General features: G+C 28.9%; 15 protein-coding genes. 1 reads left to right on the forward strand and 14 read right to left on the reverse strand.

Annotated elements, in window-relative coordinates; translation table 11 throughout:
• Positions 1-52: 52 nt before the first annotated feature.
• From MRZ80_RS06590 to cbiM, 11 genes are all read right to left on the reverse strand, one after another.
• Positions 53-2,146: a class I SAM-dependent DNA methyltransferase gene (locus tag MRZ80_RS06590; RefSeq protein ID WP_292537560.1), complete on the reverse strand. Its 2,094-nt coding sequence runs from the start codon at positions 2,144-2,146 to the stop codon at positions 53-55.
• 277 nt (positions 2,147-2,423) lie between these two features.
• Entirely contained in the window at positions 2,424-2,930 is a 507-nt protein-coding gene (locus MRZ80_RS06595; protein WP_292537562.1) for a nitroreductase family protein, read from the reverse strand.
• Between the two features lie 27 nt (positions 2,931-2,957).
• Positions 2,958-3,566 carry a ZPR1 zinc finger domain-containing protein gene (locus MRZ80_RS06600; protein ID WP_292537564.1) on the reverse strand — a complete coding sequence of 203 codons (609 nt, stop codon included), beginning with the start codon at positions 3,564-3,566 and terminating at the stop codon, positions 2,958-2,960.
• 27 nt (positions 3,567-3,593) lie between these two features.
• Positions 3,594-4,565, reverse strand: a complete 972-nt coding sequence (locus tag MRZ80_RS06605; protein WP_292537566.1) for an AAA family ATPase — start codon at positions 4,563-4,565, stop codon at positions 3,594-3,596.
• A 265-nt stretch (positions 4,566-4,830) separates the two neighbouring features.
• The gene (locus MRZ80_RS06610) at positions 4,831-5,415 is read right to left on the reverse strand and encodes an Hsp20/alpha crystallin family protein (RefSeq protein WP_292537568.1); all 585 of its coding nucleotides are present in this window, start codon (positions 5,413-5,415) and stop codon (positions 4,831-4,833) included.
• 212 nt (positions 5,416-5,627) lie between these two features.
• The gene (locus tag MRZ80_RS06615; protein ID WP_292537570.1) at positions 5,628-6,665 is read right to left on the reverse strand and encodes a GTPase; all 1,038 of its coding nucleotides are present in this window, start codon (positions 6,663-6,665) and stop codon (positions 5,628-5,630) included.
• Between the two features lie 67 nt (positions 6,666-6,732).
• Entirely contained in the window at positions 6,733-8,109 is a 1,377-nt protein-coding gene (locus MRZ80_RS06620; RefSeq protein WP_292537572.1) for a TldD/PmbA family protein, read from the reverse strand.
• 347 nt (positions 8,110-8,456) lie between these two features.
• Positions 8,457-9,305 (reverse strand): ATP-binding cassette domain-containing protein, encoded by an 849-nt coding sequence (locus MRZ80_RS06625; protein WP_292537574.1) that lies wholly within the window; start codon positions 9,303-9,305, stop codon positions 8,457-8,459.
• A 74-nt stretch (positions 9,306-9,379) separates the two neighbouring features.
• The gene (gene cbiQ, locus MRZ80_RS06630; protein ID WP_292537576.1) at positions 9,380-10,192 is read right to left on the reverse strand and encodes a cobalt ECF transporter T component CbiQ; all 813 of its coding nucleotides are present in this window, start codon (positions 10,190-10,192) and stop codon (positions 9,380-9,382) included.
• A gap of 109 nt (positions 10,193-10,301) precedes the next feature.
• A complete protein-coding gene (locus tag MRZ80_RS06635; protein WP_292537577.1) occupies positions 10,302-10,598 on the reverse strand; it encodes an energy-coupling factor ABC transporter substrate-binding protein in 297 nt (98 codons plus the stop codon).
• 1 nt (position 10,599) lies between these two features.
• A complete protein-coding gene (gene cbiM, locus MRZ80_RS06640; RefSeq protein ID WP_292537579.1) occupies positions 10,600-11,289 on the reverse strand; it encodes a cobalt ECF transporter S component CbiM in 690 nt (229 codons plus the stop codon).
• A gap of 447 nt (positions 11,290-11,736) precedes the next feature.
• Between cbiM and pyrF the strand changes: the two genes are divergently transcribed.
• Positions 11,737-12,387 carry an orotidine-5'-phosphate decarboxylase gene (gene pyrF, locus MRZ80_RS06645; protein ID WP_292537581.1) on the forward strand — a complete coding sequence of 217 codons (651 nt, stop codon included), beginning with the start codon at positions 11,737-11,739 and terminating at the stop codon, positions 12,385-12,387.
• On the opposite strand, the gene MRZ80_RS06650 is transcribed toward pyrF, so the two are convergent.
• From MRZ80_RS06650 to MRZ80_RS06660, 3 genes are all read right to left on the reverse strand, one after another.
• Complete coding sequence (locus tag MRZ80_RS06650) at positions 12,352-12,894, reverse strand: hypothetical protein (protein ID WP_292537583.1); 543 nt, start codon at positions 12,892-12,894, stop codon at positions 12,352-12,354. The two genes, pyrF and MRZ80_RS06650, sit on opposite strands and share 36 nt — an antisense overlap.
• A 72-nt stretch (positions 12,895-12,966) precedes the next feature.
• Positions 12,967-13,887 carry a deoxyhypusine synthase gene (locus MRZ80_RS06655; protein WP_292537585.1) on the reverse strand — a complete coding sequence of 307 codons (921 nt, stop codon included), beginning with the start codon at positions 13,885-13,887 and terminating at the stop codon, positions 12,967-12,969.
• A 319-nt stretch (positions 13,888-14,206) separates the two neighbouring features.
• Positions 14,207-15,091 (reverse strand): CBS domain-containing protein, encoded by an 885-nt coding sequence (locus tag MRZ80_RS06660; RefSeq protein WP_292537587.1) that lies wholly within the window; start codon positions 15,089-15,091, stop codon positions 14,207-14,209.
• Positions 15,092-15,170: the final 79 nt, after the last annotated feature.

Below are 15,170 nucleotides of genomic sequence, written 5' to 3' on the forward strand. Positions count from 1 at the left end.
TCTGGAATTACTCCAAGCCATTCAACTCCACTATCTTTAAAATTAGACATTTTTAATCTCCTAATTTATTAACCTTTTCATTCATCATCTTTTCTAATTTAAGAAATTTATCTAATAGAATATTACTTGAAGTTGGTTTCTGATATTTGTAAAAACACTTATTGAATGATATTTCAGCTCCTTCTTTTTTGGAATCCTTTTTAGCTGAAATTCGCGTATTTTCATTTACAAATGGTAATACTTCCTTTTCAAAATATTCATTAATATTTACAGTAGATGGTATAATTTCTGTAATTTTTGAATCTGGTTCAGTATCATATCTCACTCCTCCTCTTTTATTCCTCTCAGGAGGTAAAGTTTCATCTCTAACTGAAAGACCTTTCATAATTTGATTTACCTTATTTGTGAGTTCTTTTTTACTATTAAAAATATCTTTAAGAATATCTAATAGTATTGGTTCAAATTCTTCTGAAGTTGTATAAATTTCATCTGAAATATTATTTGTTAATGAATCCATAATTGCATAATATGTAGATTCATTTTTTCTAAATTTTTCAAGTTTTGTTTTATCTTCTTTTTTAATTTTTTCTCCATTCAATTCTTTATTTAATAATTCTTCATATTTATTTTTATTAAAAAAACTTGATAAATTAGATTCACTCATTTTATTTATTCTTTCTTCAGTTATTGCATAATTTCTTTGAAGTGGTTGTTCTATTGTATATTGACATAATATAAATTCTTGATTATCATATATTTTTGAGTATTCATTTTCTTCAAAATCATGATATAACTTTGTAATTTTTTCTATATGTTCTGGTCTTATTTCATATTGTTTATTTCCTAATGAATTTCCTAATTTCTTTTTAAATGAAGATGCATCTATTAACTGAATTTTACCTCTTCTTTTTTCTGATTTATTTTTAGATATGATCCAAATATATGTGGAAATTCCTGTGTTGTAAAACATATTATCTGATAATTGAATTATTGATTCTACATAATCATTTTCAAGTATCCATTTTCTTATTTTAGAATTACCTGAGGTTATTGTTCCACTAAATAAAGGTGAACCATTTGATATTATTGCTGCTCTTCCATTATCTGCTAGTTTATTTATTGATGATTGTAAGAAAAGTAACTGCATATCTCCCCCATTAGGTACTCCTGCAGGAAAACGTCCATTTTCTTTTTTGGCTTCTTGATTTACTGCATTTTCCACTCCTTCTGCTGCTTTTTTACCTTTCCATGCTAATCCAAATGGTGGATTTTCAAATAAAAATCGCATTTTCTCATCTTCAAAACAATCAGAAATCATAGTATCTTGAAGTTTAATATTACTTGTGTCTTGTCCTCTAATTAGCATTTCAGCAAGACATAATGCATATGATTCTGGATTTACTTCCTGTGAGTAAAGTTTTACATTTGCATCAGGATTTTCATGTAAAATATAATCCATTGCTGTAGTTAGCATTCCTCCTGTTCCTGCTGCTTGATCAAGAATTTTCACTATTTTTTGTTTTTCATTTAAAACATCTTCACAACCTTCAGATAGTACCAATGAAACCATTAAACGAATAATATCTCTTCCTGTATAATGATCTCCTGCTTCTGCATTTTCTGAAAATCTTCTTATAAGATCTTCAAAAATATAACCCATTTTTATATTATCCACATTTTTTGGATTTAAATCAACTTCACTAAATTTTTGTATAACTTCATTTAATCTATTAGATGCGTAAAGTTTTTCTATTTCTCTTTCAAAATCTAAGTTTTTAATAATATCAACTACATTTGGTGAAAAAGCATTAATATATTTTTTAAAGTTTTCAACAATATTTTCTTGATCATCTAATAATTTTTTTAGGGTAAAATCACTTTTATTGTAAAATTGATGTTTTGAAAAAGTATATAACACTTCATCTGGATAATTATCCTTATTTTTAAGTACTTCTTCTTTTGTATCTTCAAGTGCACATTCAAATCTTCTAATAACTACCATTGGTAGTATAACATCTTTATATTTATCACTTGTATATGGTCCTCGTAGTTTATTTGCTATATTCCATATCATATCAGATTCTTTTTTAATATCTACTGAATTATTTTCATCCCATACTGTAAATGTTGTATTTTCTTCAGACATTACATTCCCTCATTATCTTTTTTTAAATTATTAAATTAAGTACGAAAAATGAATATAAATTATTATTTTTAATTAAAACACTTGCAAATAGTTTTATAATATTATTAATTCCATATTTTTTTAATTATACTGAATAAAAGTTCTTTCATTTTTCTAATATTTCTTTTAATATATTATTTAGTATTAAAAAATAATAAAATTTACAGTATTATGCTATGAAAAAAAAGTTTTTATAAAAAAAAGAGATAAATTGGTGGTTATAGTTATTGAAATATCCTTAGATATATTCAACTAGTTCACTTAATTCTTTACGTGGTGCATCACGTGGCTGTGCATCTGGATATCCTAGTGGTGTAAGAAGTACAGGATGTTCTTCATCAGAAAGATCTAGTAGTTCTGCCATTGCTTTTTCATGGAATGCTGCAATGTAGCATGTTCCAAGTCCTAGTTCTGTTGCTTGTAGTATCATATGATCCATTACTATTGTTGCATCTATTTCATTAAGATTTTTTATATCCCATGGTCTTGTCCATGCATCGTTTGCTTTACTTACAACTGCAAGTACATATGGTGCTTGGACTATCCATTCTTTATTGTATGATTTTAGTATTGCTTCACGATTTTTCTTTGTATCAATTACATATACTTTGAATGCTTGACTATTTACACCTGTTGGTGCAAGTTGTGCTGCTTTTAGGATTTTTTCGAGTTTTTCATCTTCTACAGGGCGATCCTGGTATCCTCGTACACTATATCTTTTTTCTATTACTTCTTCAACTGACATGTTAATTTTCCTCCATTATATTATTATTTATTCATCTTCTAGGTCGTCTTCATCTATTATTGTAAATCCTGTTTCTAATGATTCTGCTTCTTGTTGTGTTAGTATTTCCATTTTTGCATCATCATCATCTATCATACTGTTTCCAAATGGATCTTCAAGTATCAGGTCCACTGTTTTATCTCCACTTTTTACAGCGAAGATGTTTCTTAGTATTGCCAGTGCATTGTCTTGTATTTCATCGTTTCCATCATTTAGTAGTAGTGCCTGGTTTACTGCATCTTCAAATCTATTTAGTATTCCTTCTACATTTGATACATATCCCTGTGATTTTGATCCTGGTTCTACTTTTAGTCCAAGTTCTGGTATTGTTAGTGTTGCTGTTTGTGATTTTGCAACTCTTGAATTTAGTTTCTGAGTATCTATCTTTAATGTGTATCTTGAAGGATCATGATGGTCGAGACATATATTGTCTGCTGATTGGTATCCACATTTTTCACATCTTACAGCAGTTTCTAGTATGTTTCCAAAGTATGGTATGTTGTCTGTTTTGTTTGTTACAACTAGTGTGTTTTCAGAGTTACATACAGGACAGTCTGATCTCATTTCATTATCTTGTTTTTCATCTATTTTTTGCATCTTGACACCATATATTTTATTTATTTTTTAGTTTTCATCTTCTTGTATATTATTTATCTCGCTTTTATTATATAGTAGGTTTTTTTCTTTAAGTTCACGTATTATCTTATTTAGTCGTCTTTTATCTGGTGCATATATCTTGTGTGAGTAGATGTTATCTGATAATTCAAATAGTGCTTCTAGTGATTTTCTTTCATTTGTTTTTCTATCTTCATCATCTATGTTTCGTGTTAGTTGATTTTCATCATCTATACATCTGATAAATGGCTGACTAAATCCTGGAAGATAGTAGCCTACATTTACTATTCGTCCACAATTGTTTGTAATTATATCTTGTGCTTCTCCTATTTTATCAATAGGGTTTTTAAGATAGATTATTTCTGATACTTCATTTATATATTGCATCATCTTTTTAATAGTTTCATCTTTATCTGTATTGTTATATATTACAGGTACCTTGAAAAGTTCTGCCTTTTCAATTAAATCATTATTAATAATACGATTTTCCTTGAAATAGTCAAGTTGTGTTCCACCACGTTTTATTGCCATTGCACGTTGAATAAAACGTTCCTTGTGTGTTTGTTCATCTGTTGTAAGAATAAAAAAGTATACATGTGCAAAGTTTTCAAACTGTTTAACATCAATAAGACCAGGAACAAGATGTACACCTTCTATGATAATTGAATCCTTATCACGTATTGATCTTGCAATAACTTTTTCAATTGCTGGAATTACAAACGATGAATGTTCCTCAAATCCTGCTACTATTAGTTTTTCTTCATCTGGAAAATTAAATTCATCACGAAGAGATGTATATGCATCATATGATGATTTATGTAGTGCTGGTGCATACTCAGATCCTATAACTCCACGTACTATTTCACGTATAAAATCTGTTTCAATTAAATATTTTATATCGAGTTTTTTTGATATTTCATATGCAATAGTTGACTTTCCCACACCTGATGCTGAACCAATTAAAATTACATAAGGCTTCATTTAAATCACACCTTCTTAAAACAATTACATTATAATAATACACATATTCATTAATTCTATTTTTATATTAAAAATATATAATTTTTCAACAATCTAATAATACTTTTAATTAAATATTATAGTTTTTAATACTTATCTATTTTAATAGGATAAATATTTTAATTAAAAAAAAGAAGATTTTTACTTTAAATTTTTAAATATAACAATAAAAAAAAAAGGAATAATATTTTAATTATAAAAAAAAAGGAGAAGTTGAAAAGAAAATTTACATTATTTCTACGTCAACTTTTCTTCCTTTAATTTTAGGTACTGTAATTGTAAGTACAGAATCTTCAAATTCTGCTGTTACTTCATTAATTGCTACTTCTTCTGGAAGTGGAATTACAGTTTTTGTTAATCCTGAACATCTTGTACTTTTAATTAATTTTACATCTTCTGGTATATCTTCTGGGAATGTTGCATCTACTTCTATTGATTCTGTTGAAATTTTAAGTGATACATCATCTTTTGCTACACGTGGAAGATCAATTTTTGCTACAAGATCTTCTTCTGTTACATATAAATCAAATGCTGGTTTGTTTGTTCTTAATTCTTCTACTGTTTTATTAAATTCTGACTGTTTTGATTTAATATTTTCAAAGAGATCTCCAAGTATACGATCAGCTGCTTTTTTAGCTTCATCTTTTACTTCATTACCATATACTTCATAGTCTACACTATCAGTTTTAGCTTCACTTTCATCTGCTTCAACTTTTTCATCTGCAACTTTTTCTTCAACATCTATCTTTTCTACTTCTTCAACTTCTATTACATTTTCATCTTTATTTTCTATATTTTTTTCATCTGCCATTTTATTTGACCACACTATAAATTTTTATAATACATAATTTTAGTAAAGTATTATTTAAATATTTGTTATTTTTACATATTAAATCCTTTTAAAATACATAAAAAAGTATATGAAACTATGAAAAAATATGAAAAAAATAGTTTAGTTAAAATTTTAGTTAATATATTAAAAAAAAAGTATAAAAAAAAATAAATAAGTGAAGATGTGTATATTTATTTTCTTGGATGTCTTAGTTGATACTTTTCATTGTATGCATCAATTTCATCCTGTTTTCCAATATCCTCAATTAGAGAACGTACATCCTCAATACAGCTTAAATCATTAATACTTGTCTTAAATATTGGATCATCAATTTTTGCTGAGTATTCCTCAATTATTGATTCATCCTCGAGAAGATCAGTCTTATTAAATAAACATATCATTGGTGTGTCAAATACATCTTTAATTTCACTATATAATAGGTACTGATTTTCCATTATATATCCTGATGTTTCAGATGGATCAAAAATGTAGATTATAACATTTCCAAGATGTTCAAGAGCAGCAATTGCATTTAATTCTATTTCATTCATATCATCAATTGATCTATCAAGAAGACCTGGTGTGTCAATTATCTGATACTTTTTATAGTTACGTTCATAGTTTCCTATTTGAAGTCCCTGTGTTGTAAATGGATAGTTTGCAACTTTTGGTGTTGCATCTGTAATATTATTTAGAAGTGTTGATTTTCCAACATTTGGAAATCCTGCAATTACAGCACGTATAGCATTAAAGTTAATGTTTGGCATATTTTTAAGTTCACGTTTTGCAAAGTCAAGGAAGTCAAGTTCATCTTCTATTCTTTTTACAACAGATACAATTCTTCCATATGCCTCTTTTCTTATTGGTATTGCACTGAGTGAATCAGATTTTCTAATTTGTGATGTATACTGTGCTTGGATCTGTTTAAGTACACCAAGTGCCCAGAAAACAGCACCAAGAGAATGTTTATACTGATCTATTCCCACCACAATATCTATGTAGTCCTGGTAGAATTCTGGTAATTCCTCAAGTATTGGTGTTTCTGTAATTATACGATTAAATGTTGCATTAATTGTATCACATGCAGTATCTACTCTTACTTCTTCTATTCTTTTTCCTTTAACACGTGGGTGTAGTTTTGAGCTTCTTACCTTTGATGCTGCTCTACTTGCACGGTTAAATCCTTTATCTATCAGCTCATCTGGTGTTGGTATTTGTGGTAATTTCATTTATTACAACTCACTAATTATCATTTTTTATTATTTTATCTATCTTTATTTATCTCAAATTATTATCTTATTGGGATCCACCAACTACAGCTTCAGATACTTTAATATGTGGTCCTCCATCACCTACAGGTGCTGTTTGTCCATCTTTTCCACAGAATCCTACACTTAAATTAAAGTCTGAACCTACACCTACTACATGATTTAGTATGTCAAGTGTACTTCCAGAGAGTGACACATCACGTAGATGATCTTTAAGTTCTCCATTTTCAATAGTGTATGCTTCATCAGCATTAAATTGGAATACTCCACGACCAGTATCTACTTGTCCTCCACTTGATCCTTTAAGATAAATACCATCATGCATATCTTCAATTAACTCATCAAATGATGAATCACCTGGTTTAATATATGTATTACTCATACGTACAATTGGCTGATCTTTTATTGGTGATCTTGCATTTCCACTTGATTCCATTCCAAGTTTCTGAGCAGTTTGACGTGAAGAAAGAAGTGATGTTAAAACACCATCTGTTACAAGTGTATTTTTTGATGTTTTTGTTCCTTCAACATCGTATTTATAGTATCCGAAACCATCTTTACGTGATGCATCATCAATAACTGTTATTAGTTCTGATCCAATTTTTTCTCCCATCTTATCTTTTAGTATTGAATCGTTTTGAAGTATTATATCTGCCTCTGATGCATGTCCTAATGCTTCATGTATAAATACTCCTGCAAGTTCAGAATCAAGTATTACTGGGAACTTTCCACTTGGTGGTGTTTTTGCATCAAGAAGACTTATAGCTTTTTTTGAAAGTTCTTCTCCAAATTCATTAAGATCTGCATTTTGAACTATTTCAAATCCTCCAACTCCACCAATGCTGTTGTGTGAAAATTGCATAATATTTCCTTCATTTGCAACACAATTCATTGAAAAGATTAATCTATTATTATTTGATAGTATATTCATAGATTCTGTACTTAAAAGAAGGTTTTGTGATTGTGCTTCTGAAAATGTAATACTTGTACTTTTTATTTCATCTGCAACTGCTGCATTATTTGCATCTTTCATTGCCTGGATTTTTTCATCAAAGTCTACATCTTCAATTTTAAGTTTTGCTTCTGATTTAACAACATCTTCTTGTGGATTTGCCTTTGTAAGTTCTACATCACTTCTTAGTTTTGATGCAAGTTGTACAGCTTTTTCTGCTACTTCTTCTACTTTTGATATTTCTGTTGTATATGCTGATCCCCATGCTCCATTTTTAAGTACTCGTATTGATACAGCAAAGTTTATTCCTGTATCTACATTGTCAATTTTACCATCTTTCATGATGATAGCATTGTTTGTTGAATCTCCTACTCTTATGTCTGCATAGTCTACTTTTGGGTCTATTTTATCTATTACTTTTTGGAAATAATCCACATCAATTGGATTTGTCATAATCATTTTGCCTCCCTTTATAGTTTCTATGTAATATTTCATTTTTTATGTTAAAATGGGATTTCTAATATTAAATCTGAGAAAAAATATAAAATTTAGTTATAAATTTTAACATAAAAAAGATTCTTCTTTTTATTAAAAAAATAGTTTAATTTAATTTTAATTTCTCTTTTCATAATAATACTAAATTTAGTTATATAATAGTTATGTTTTTATATTAATAAATAATTTTTACATATAAATAGAAAAATACCTGATAACTATTATGAAAAAAATAAGATTTAATAATTTTTTATCTCAAAAAAAGATTTAAAAAAAAGATGGAGAGTATTAAATTAATTGTAAATCTATTTATTTAAAAGTTTAAGAACTGCATCGTATGCATCAGCTGCTGTTAGTGGATATCCTTCATATTTGAAATCTACATCAGGATTTTCTGATAGTTTTTCAAATAATTCTGCAATCCATGGAAGTCTTAGATTTGCTTCTTCTATAGTTGCATGATCTGTAAATACTTCACGACAGTTTCCTTCTTTAATAATTCGTCCATCTGTTATTACTTTTACATCATCTGAATATAATGGAACTAGATCTACATCGTGTGTTGATATGATAATTGTCATACCTTCACGATTTAGGTCATATAGTAGTTGCATTATTTTTGATGCACCTTTAGGGTCAAGTCCACTTGTAGGTTCATCAAGAACCATAATTCTTGGCTGCATTGCAAGAATTCCAGCGATTGCTACACGTTTCTTTTGACCTCCACTTAGGTGGTGTGGTGCTTTTTTTGTGTAGTCTGCCATTCCTACTTTTTCTAGTGCATCAAGTGATCTTGCTTTTACTTCTTCTTCTGATAATCCCATATTCATAGGTCCAAATGATACATCCTCTATTACTGTTGGTGCAAATAGTTGATCATCAGGATTTTGGAAAACAATTCCTACCTTGGATCTTGCCTTAAGTAGGCTTTTTTTGTTGTATTTAAGTTCTTCTCCTTCTATTTCAACAGTACCACTTGTTGGCTCGATAATTCCATTGAAGTGTAGAAAGAGTGTACTTTTTCCTGCTCCATTTGTTCCCATGAGTGATATCATTTCACCTTCATGGATTTGTATGCTGATTCCTTTTAGTGCTTCTGTTCCATCAGGATAGTTGTATTTTAAATCTTTTGTTTCTAAAATTATATCGCTCATATAAAACCCGATTCCTGTTATGATTATACTTAATTTATATTCTTACCTTATATTAAATTAGCATCTTTTTTTATCTATACATGTATTAAGTATGGTATTACATTAATTGATCCTGTAATGTATACAAAATACATTAAAGCTACTAAAAATACTACAAGTACTATCCAGTGTAGTATTGGTACATCATGTATTGATTCTCCATTATCTACAAATGCTAAAACACCATCATATCCTCGTGCTGCAAGTGCTTTATACGATGTTTCACCCTGATCCCATGTTCGTATAAATACCATTCCAGCAAGTGATCCGAGACATGTCATCCAGCTTTTATATGATGTATATCCAAGTCTTGTTTTTTGTGAATTAAACATTGTACTTGTCACATCTAAAAACATGAATATGTATCTATACATTAGTATTGCTAGATCTGTAAATATTGTTGGAAAATGTAATTCATTAAATATTGCAAATATTCTATTTACAGGTGTTGTTGTTATTAAAAATGCTAGGGCTGAAAATCCACCCATCACCTTAAAGAATACTAAAACTCCACGATTAAGTCCATCTGCTGTTATTCCCCATCCAAAGAGTCCTAGTGACCATATCTGATCTCCTACTCCGAAGAAGAATGCCATGAAAACTACTGAAATTAATGCAAATGCAAATGGTATTGATAGAAATGTAATATAGAATTTCTTTGGAATACCTGCCTTAAATACTGTAAGTATTGAGCAAAATATCAGTAGAAATATTGGTGCAATTGGTGAGTTTGCAAATAGGTTTATAATTAATATACTCAAAGCAAAAATTGTCTTATAGTAGATATTACTATCTGTTAGGTTATTATTCATTGAATAATAATCCAGTGTATCTTTAAATATTGACATATATTAAATCACCATAATAATAATTTAAGAAAATATTTGAGAAAAATAAAAATAAAAAAAAATGAGAAAAGTAGGGAGAAGATTTATAGTTAACTAATTAACTTTATATCTATTGTTCTACTTTTCCGCCTCTGTTCCATTTACCGAATACATATCCGATGATTAGTCCACCGACAGCTGCTTGTAAACAGAAGATTAAACATTCAATTTCTCCACTAGGTGGTTCCCAGAGTGGTTCTGCCCATACTTCATAGTTAGGGTTTTGTACCGCTACTTGATCTCCACCTTGATCGTCTGATCCACCGAAGTATCCATCGTCTTCACCGTGACCGTTATATATTGTAAGAGGTGCAACGATTAATACTGCGACAATTATTAATCCGATTATTGTTTTTGTATCAACCATTTTAATTTGCTCCTGCTTGTTCTTTAGCCAATTCTTCTTGGCTTAATACGTGTAATTTTACAAGTATATCTGGTCTTGATTTAAATACGTAGTCGTAAATGATTGTTGTTAATATACCTTCTGCAATTGCAAGTGGTATTTGTGTTACAGCGAAGATTCCAAGGAATGTTACAATAGCTGTTGTGATTGATTCACCTGGGAATGCAAGTGAAAGTTGTACTGCTGTTGTTACATATGTTAATAAATCTGCTATAAATGCTGTAAAGAACATTGATATTGATGAAGATACATTCATTTTTCTTAGTGCTTTCCATACTAACCATCCACAGAATGGTCCTACAATACCCATTGATACAATGTTAGCACCTAAGGTTGTAAGTCCACCGTGTGCAAGAAGGATAGCTTGGAATAATAATACGATTACTGCTAGAACAGCTGTAACTGCAGGGCCAAAGTATACTGTACCTAGTCCGTTACCACATGGGTGTGAACAACTTCCTGTTACTGATGGCATTTTTAATGATGATAAAATAAACATGAATGCTCCTGATAATGCAAGAAGTGGTTTTGCATCGTCAGTTTCTGCAAATGCTTTTTTTATCTGCATTAATCCATAAATTACTACAGGAATAGCTACTATAAACCATACAGCACACCATTCTGGAGGCAAGTAACCTTCCATAATGTGCATATTAGTTTTCCTCCATATAAAATATATTAATTTATGTTTAATTTTTAATTGTAATTATCTCATTTAATTTTATCTTATTGATACTAAATGATAATTAATTATTGATTTATTAAATAAAATATTTATATATTTTGGTATTGTATTAAAAAAAGGTTGAATTAAACAATTTTAAAAAAAAATGATAATAATTAAAAAAGAAGTAATACAAATATATTTAAAATTAATCAATTTAAAAATAATTGTATTTTTTTATAAAAAATATGTTTTTATTTAATAAGAACTAATTAAAAAAAATTTGTCTACTTTTTAATTTTTTTTGAATAATTTAATATTAAATCTTTTATTATAAATACTCTTCTATAAAATTAAATACACATCTTTAAATCTGAAAAACCTACAACTAATAAAAATAAAATTTTTTTACAAATAAAAAATAGAAATAATACTATGAAAGTTAAAAATCAAATAATACTAGCATTAGATGTTGAAGAAAAAAACAAGGCATATGAAATACTAGATGCTGTAGAAGACTACCTTGATACAATAAAAATAGGATATCCACTAACACTAGCACTTGGACCTGAAATAATTCAGTCAATAAAAAAAGACTACAAAGTAAATATAATAGCAGACTTTAAAGTAGCAGATATCGATGCAACAAATGAAAAAATAGTAAAAACAACACTTAACTGGGGAGCAGACTCAATAATTGTACATGGATTTACAGGAGAAGATAGTGTTCTTGCATCAAAAAATATGGCAGAAAAACTAGGAAAAGAAATATTTCTATTAACTGAAATGTCACACCCTGGTGCTGATAAATTCCTAAAACCAGTATCACTTGACATTGCACAGATGGGAGTAGATCTTGGAATAAAAAACTATGTAGCTCCTGCAACAAAGCCAGATAGACTAAAAAAAATAAGAGAAGTTGTAGGTGATGATGCATTTATCATATCACCAGGTGTAGGATTCCAGGGAGGAAGTGCATCTGAAACTCTAAAATACTCAAATGCTGCAATTGTAGGACGTAGTATATATAACTCACAAAATCCAAGAGCATCAGTTGAGGAAATTATTAATTCTATTAAAATGTGATCCTATAAATTCATAGGATAAATCAAATAATAGAAAATCAACAAATGTAATTGCACTAAAATTAAAGTTACAAAACATACTACCAGGTAGATACATATTAACAATACCAATTAATGAAAACAATAGAACTGCTATTTTTAATGCATATCTATACTTAAAGAAGGTTGTAATAAAACCTCCTTTATTATTTTCAATTTGTTTATCTGAATAATCATTACCCTTCTCATCAACAAATGCAGCAATAGTACATACAACAAGACATACCAGGCTAAAATGTGGAAATCCTGCAATTGCAAGAATTACAATAAAAAGTATTGCAGAAATTATATGATTAATACTATCAACCTTACTTGCAAGGGCAGTTCCAATTAATATACTTAGAAATATACATGCTGCATCTGAATTTGTAACAGATACAAGAAGTGTAAATATAACACATAATATATCTGTTATAATTGCAAGTTTCTTATTGCCTGCTTCATCCATAAATTCATCAGAAAGTTTCATAAAACATCCTGATGCTGCATAACAAATCATGTCAAATAAAATAATAAATCATCCCTATTTTTTTTATTTTAATTATTTTTCTATTCTATCAAGAGCACCAGCTACAATTAATGGGAAAAGTACTGTTGCATCACCTATTACTGTTACAAGATTTGAACCTTTCTTTGCCTTTGCCCATGATTTTGCCTCCTCAAGAGGTGCACCACTAAGACTTCCAGATTCACTACGATCAAGTGTTATCTGAATTCCTGCATCTATTCCACCAGTAAGTATGTTTGATGCAAGTGTGTAATGTTTAGGAAGTCCTCCACCAAGCATACATGCTGTTACTTTTTTAGAATCATATACAAAGTCTGAAAGATAGCTCATATCATCAACAGCACTTATTGTAAAATCATGATCTTGACAGTAAATCCATAGTTGTAATCCTATCATACAATCAATAAGACCTGGTGCAAATATTGGCACGTTACGTTTTGCTGCTGTTTTTATGAATGATTCATCATCATCAATATTAAGTCCTATCTGGCGTATGAAGTTTTGTATTGATATTGTTGTATATTCTTCATTTATCTTTGCAAATACTTTCTGTATTTCCTCTTCAAATACTTCAAAATCATCAGCATGTGTGTAGATATCTGCTATTCTTCCAATTCCACTATCTTGTAATTCTTCATCTGGTCTTCCTGTTGATTTGTAGTGATTTCCTCCAAATGCTTCTACAAGGTCATGTGTTAGATTTGCTCCACTTGATATTATAAGATCAACATATCCTTTATCTATCAGATCTCGTACAACTTTACGAAGTCCTCCTGGTATCATTGGTCCTGCAAGACTTAAAAATATTTTTGTATCCTCATCTTCTATTGAATCGGCGAGTAGTTTTGTTGCATGTGATATACGTCCTGCTCCAAGTACTCCTGATTCATCAAGTTGTGTTATAAAATCATCTACTGTCATATTTTCTGTAATTTCTAAATGTTTAACTTGCATAATTTTTAAACCCCATTGATTATATCAAAATTTTTTTAGTAATTGTATTATATATTAAAATAAAAGAAAAAAAAATAATTTTTTTTCATCCATGTTTTGATGAACTTGTTTATTATATAAAATATATTATTTAATATTTAAAATATTTTTATTTTATAATGAATAATTTTAAAGAATTTTACAATGTCCCAATATAAAAAGAGAATTCTAATTAAAAAAAAGAGAAGAAAGAAAAAAATTATACTAAAACCTTTTTTTCTATCTGAAAAGCTGTAGTTTTGCTACTGTATTGTAGTATATTTTTTCTTATATTATATTATTATTTTATTAATGTTACAAGAGTTTTAAGAATATCTGTAAATGTTATAACTCCTGCAATTTCTTTACTGTCATCTACAAGTACAAGTGATGATACATTGTTTTGTTGTAGTAGATCCATTGCTGTTGTAAGACGGACATTATCTCTTGATGTAAGAATTGTTGAATTCATAAATTCTGATGCTTCCCTCATAAGACCATTTTCTGCAACAGTTTTTATAATATCTTCTGCTCGTACAACACCTATTATTTCACCATTATCAATTACAGGTGCACTTTTTATATGATTTTCTGAAAATAACTGACAGATCTCTGCTACCTTCATTGTTGATGTTATTGTCTTAACAACTGGTGTTGCAACTTCTTTTGCTGCAATATTTGGTATACTTAGTATTGTTTTTGATTTAATAAGAAGTACATTGTCAACATCGTCACGACCTATAATTTTACCTAGAATTGTAAGGTTGTTTACTGGTGTTGGCCCAATTTTTATTTCATCATCAAGATCTAGTTGTTTAATATCTCCCATTACAGATATTGTTGCTTCACAATCTCCTGGTCTGAGTATACTTGTAAATTCTATTTTATATACAGATATATCTGATACAACTTTTCCATTTACATATATTGGTACATGTATTTCACATGGATCATTTACAACATTTAATGTTTGATATGCTTCAAGTGTAGGTTTATATCCACCTCTTGGTCCTGGTACACCCTGAACTAAACCTAAACTACGTAGTGCTTGCATTTGATTTCTTATTGTTCCTGAATTTCTACCCATAAGTTCTGCTATGCTTTCACACTTAACAGATGTACATTTGGCTTGTCTGTATAGATTTATTAAACTTTGTAGTATTTCTTTTTGTACAGTAGTAAGCATTTTATATTCACCATCATCCCCTGACTATTATATGCCCAGTTTATTTTTTTAATAGTAAAATTATCTTTTAATTATAAAA

The sequence above is a fragment of the Methanosphaera sp. genome, from assembly GCF_022768985.1.
Taxonomy (GTDB): Archaea; Methanobacteriota; Methanobacteria; order Methanobacteriales; family Methanobacteriaceae; genus Methanosphaera.

Bases quoted from the DNA above. Each gene is read 5' to 3' on its own strand.
- MRZ80_RS06650 (WP_292537583.1), bottom strand. From the start codon at position 12,894: ATGAAACTTTCTGATGAATTTATGGATGAAGCAGGCAATAAGAAACTT.
- MRZ80_RS06620 (WP_292537572.1), bottom strand. From the start codon at position 8,109: ATGACAAATCCAATTGATGTGGATTATTTCCAAAAAGTAATAGATAAA.
- MRZ80_RS06605 (WP_292537566.1), bottom strand. From the start codon at position 4,565: ATGAAGCCTTATGTAATTTTAATTGGTTCAGCATCAGGTGTGGGAAAG.
- MRZ80_RS06660 (WP_292537587.1), bottom strand. From the start codon at position 15,091: ATGCTTACTACTGTACAAAAAGAAATACTACAAAGTTTAATAAATCTA.
- MRZ80_RS06615 (WP_292537570.1), bottom strand. From the start codon at position 6,665: ATGAAATTACCACAAATACCAACACCAGATGAGCTGATAGATAAAGGA.
- pyrF (WP_292537581.1), top strand. From the start codon at position 11,737: ATGAAAGTTAAAAATCAAATAATACTAGCATTAGATGTTGAAGAAAAA.
- MRZ80_RS06590 (WP_292537560.1), bottom strand. From the start codon at position 2,146: ATGTCTGAAGAAAATACAACATTTACAGTATGGGATGAAAATAATTCA.
- MRZ80_RS06625 (WP_292537574.1), bottom strand. From the start codon at position 9,305: ATGAGCGATATAATTTTAGAAACAAAAGATTTAAAATACAACTATCCT.
- cbiQ (WP_292537576.1), bottom strand. From the start codon at position 10,192: ATGTCAATATTTAAAGATACACTGGATTATTATTCAATGAATAATAAC.
- MRZ80_RS06595 (WP_292537562.1), bottom strand. From the start codon at position 2,930: ATGTCAGTTGAAGAAGTAATAGAAAAAAGATATAGTGTACGAGGATAC.
- MRZ80_RS06600 (WP_292537564.1), bottom strand. From the start codon at position 3,566: ATGCAAAAAATAGATGAAAAACAAGATAATGAAATGAGATCAGACTGT.
- cbiM (WP_292537579.1), bottom strand. From the start codon at position 11,289: ATGCACATTATGGAAGGTTACTTGCCTCCAGAATGGTGTGCTGTATGG.
- MRZ80_RS06655 (WP_292537585.1), bottom strand. From the start codon at position 13,887: ATGCAAGTTAAACATTTAGAAATTACAGAAAATATGACAGTAGATGAT.
- MRZ80_RS06635 (WP_292537577.1), bottom strand. From the start codon at position 10,598: ATGGTTGATACAAAAACAATAATCGGATTAATAATTGTCGCAGTATTA.
- MRZ80_RS06610 (WP_292537568.1), bottom strand. From the start codon at position 5,415: ATGGCAGATGAAAAAAATATAGAAAATAAAGATGAAAATGTAATAGAA.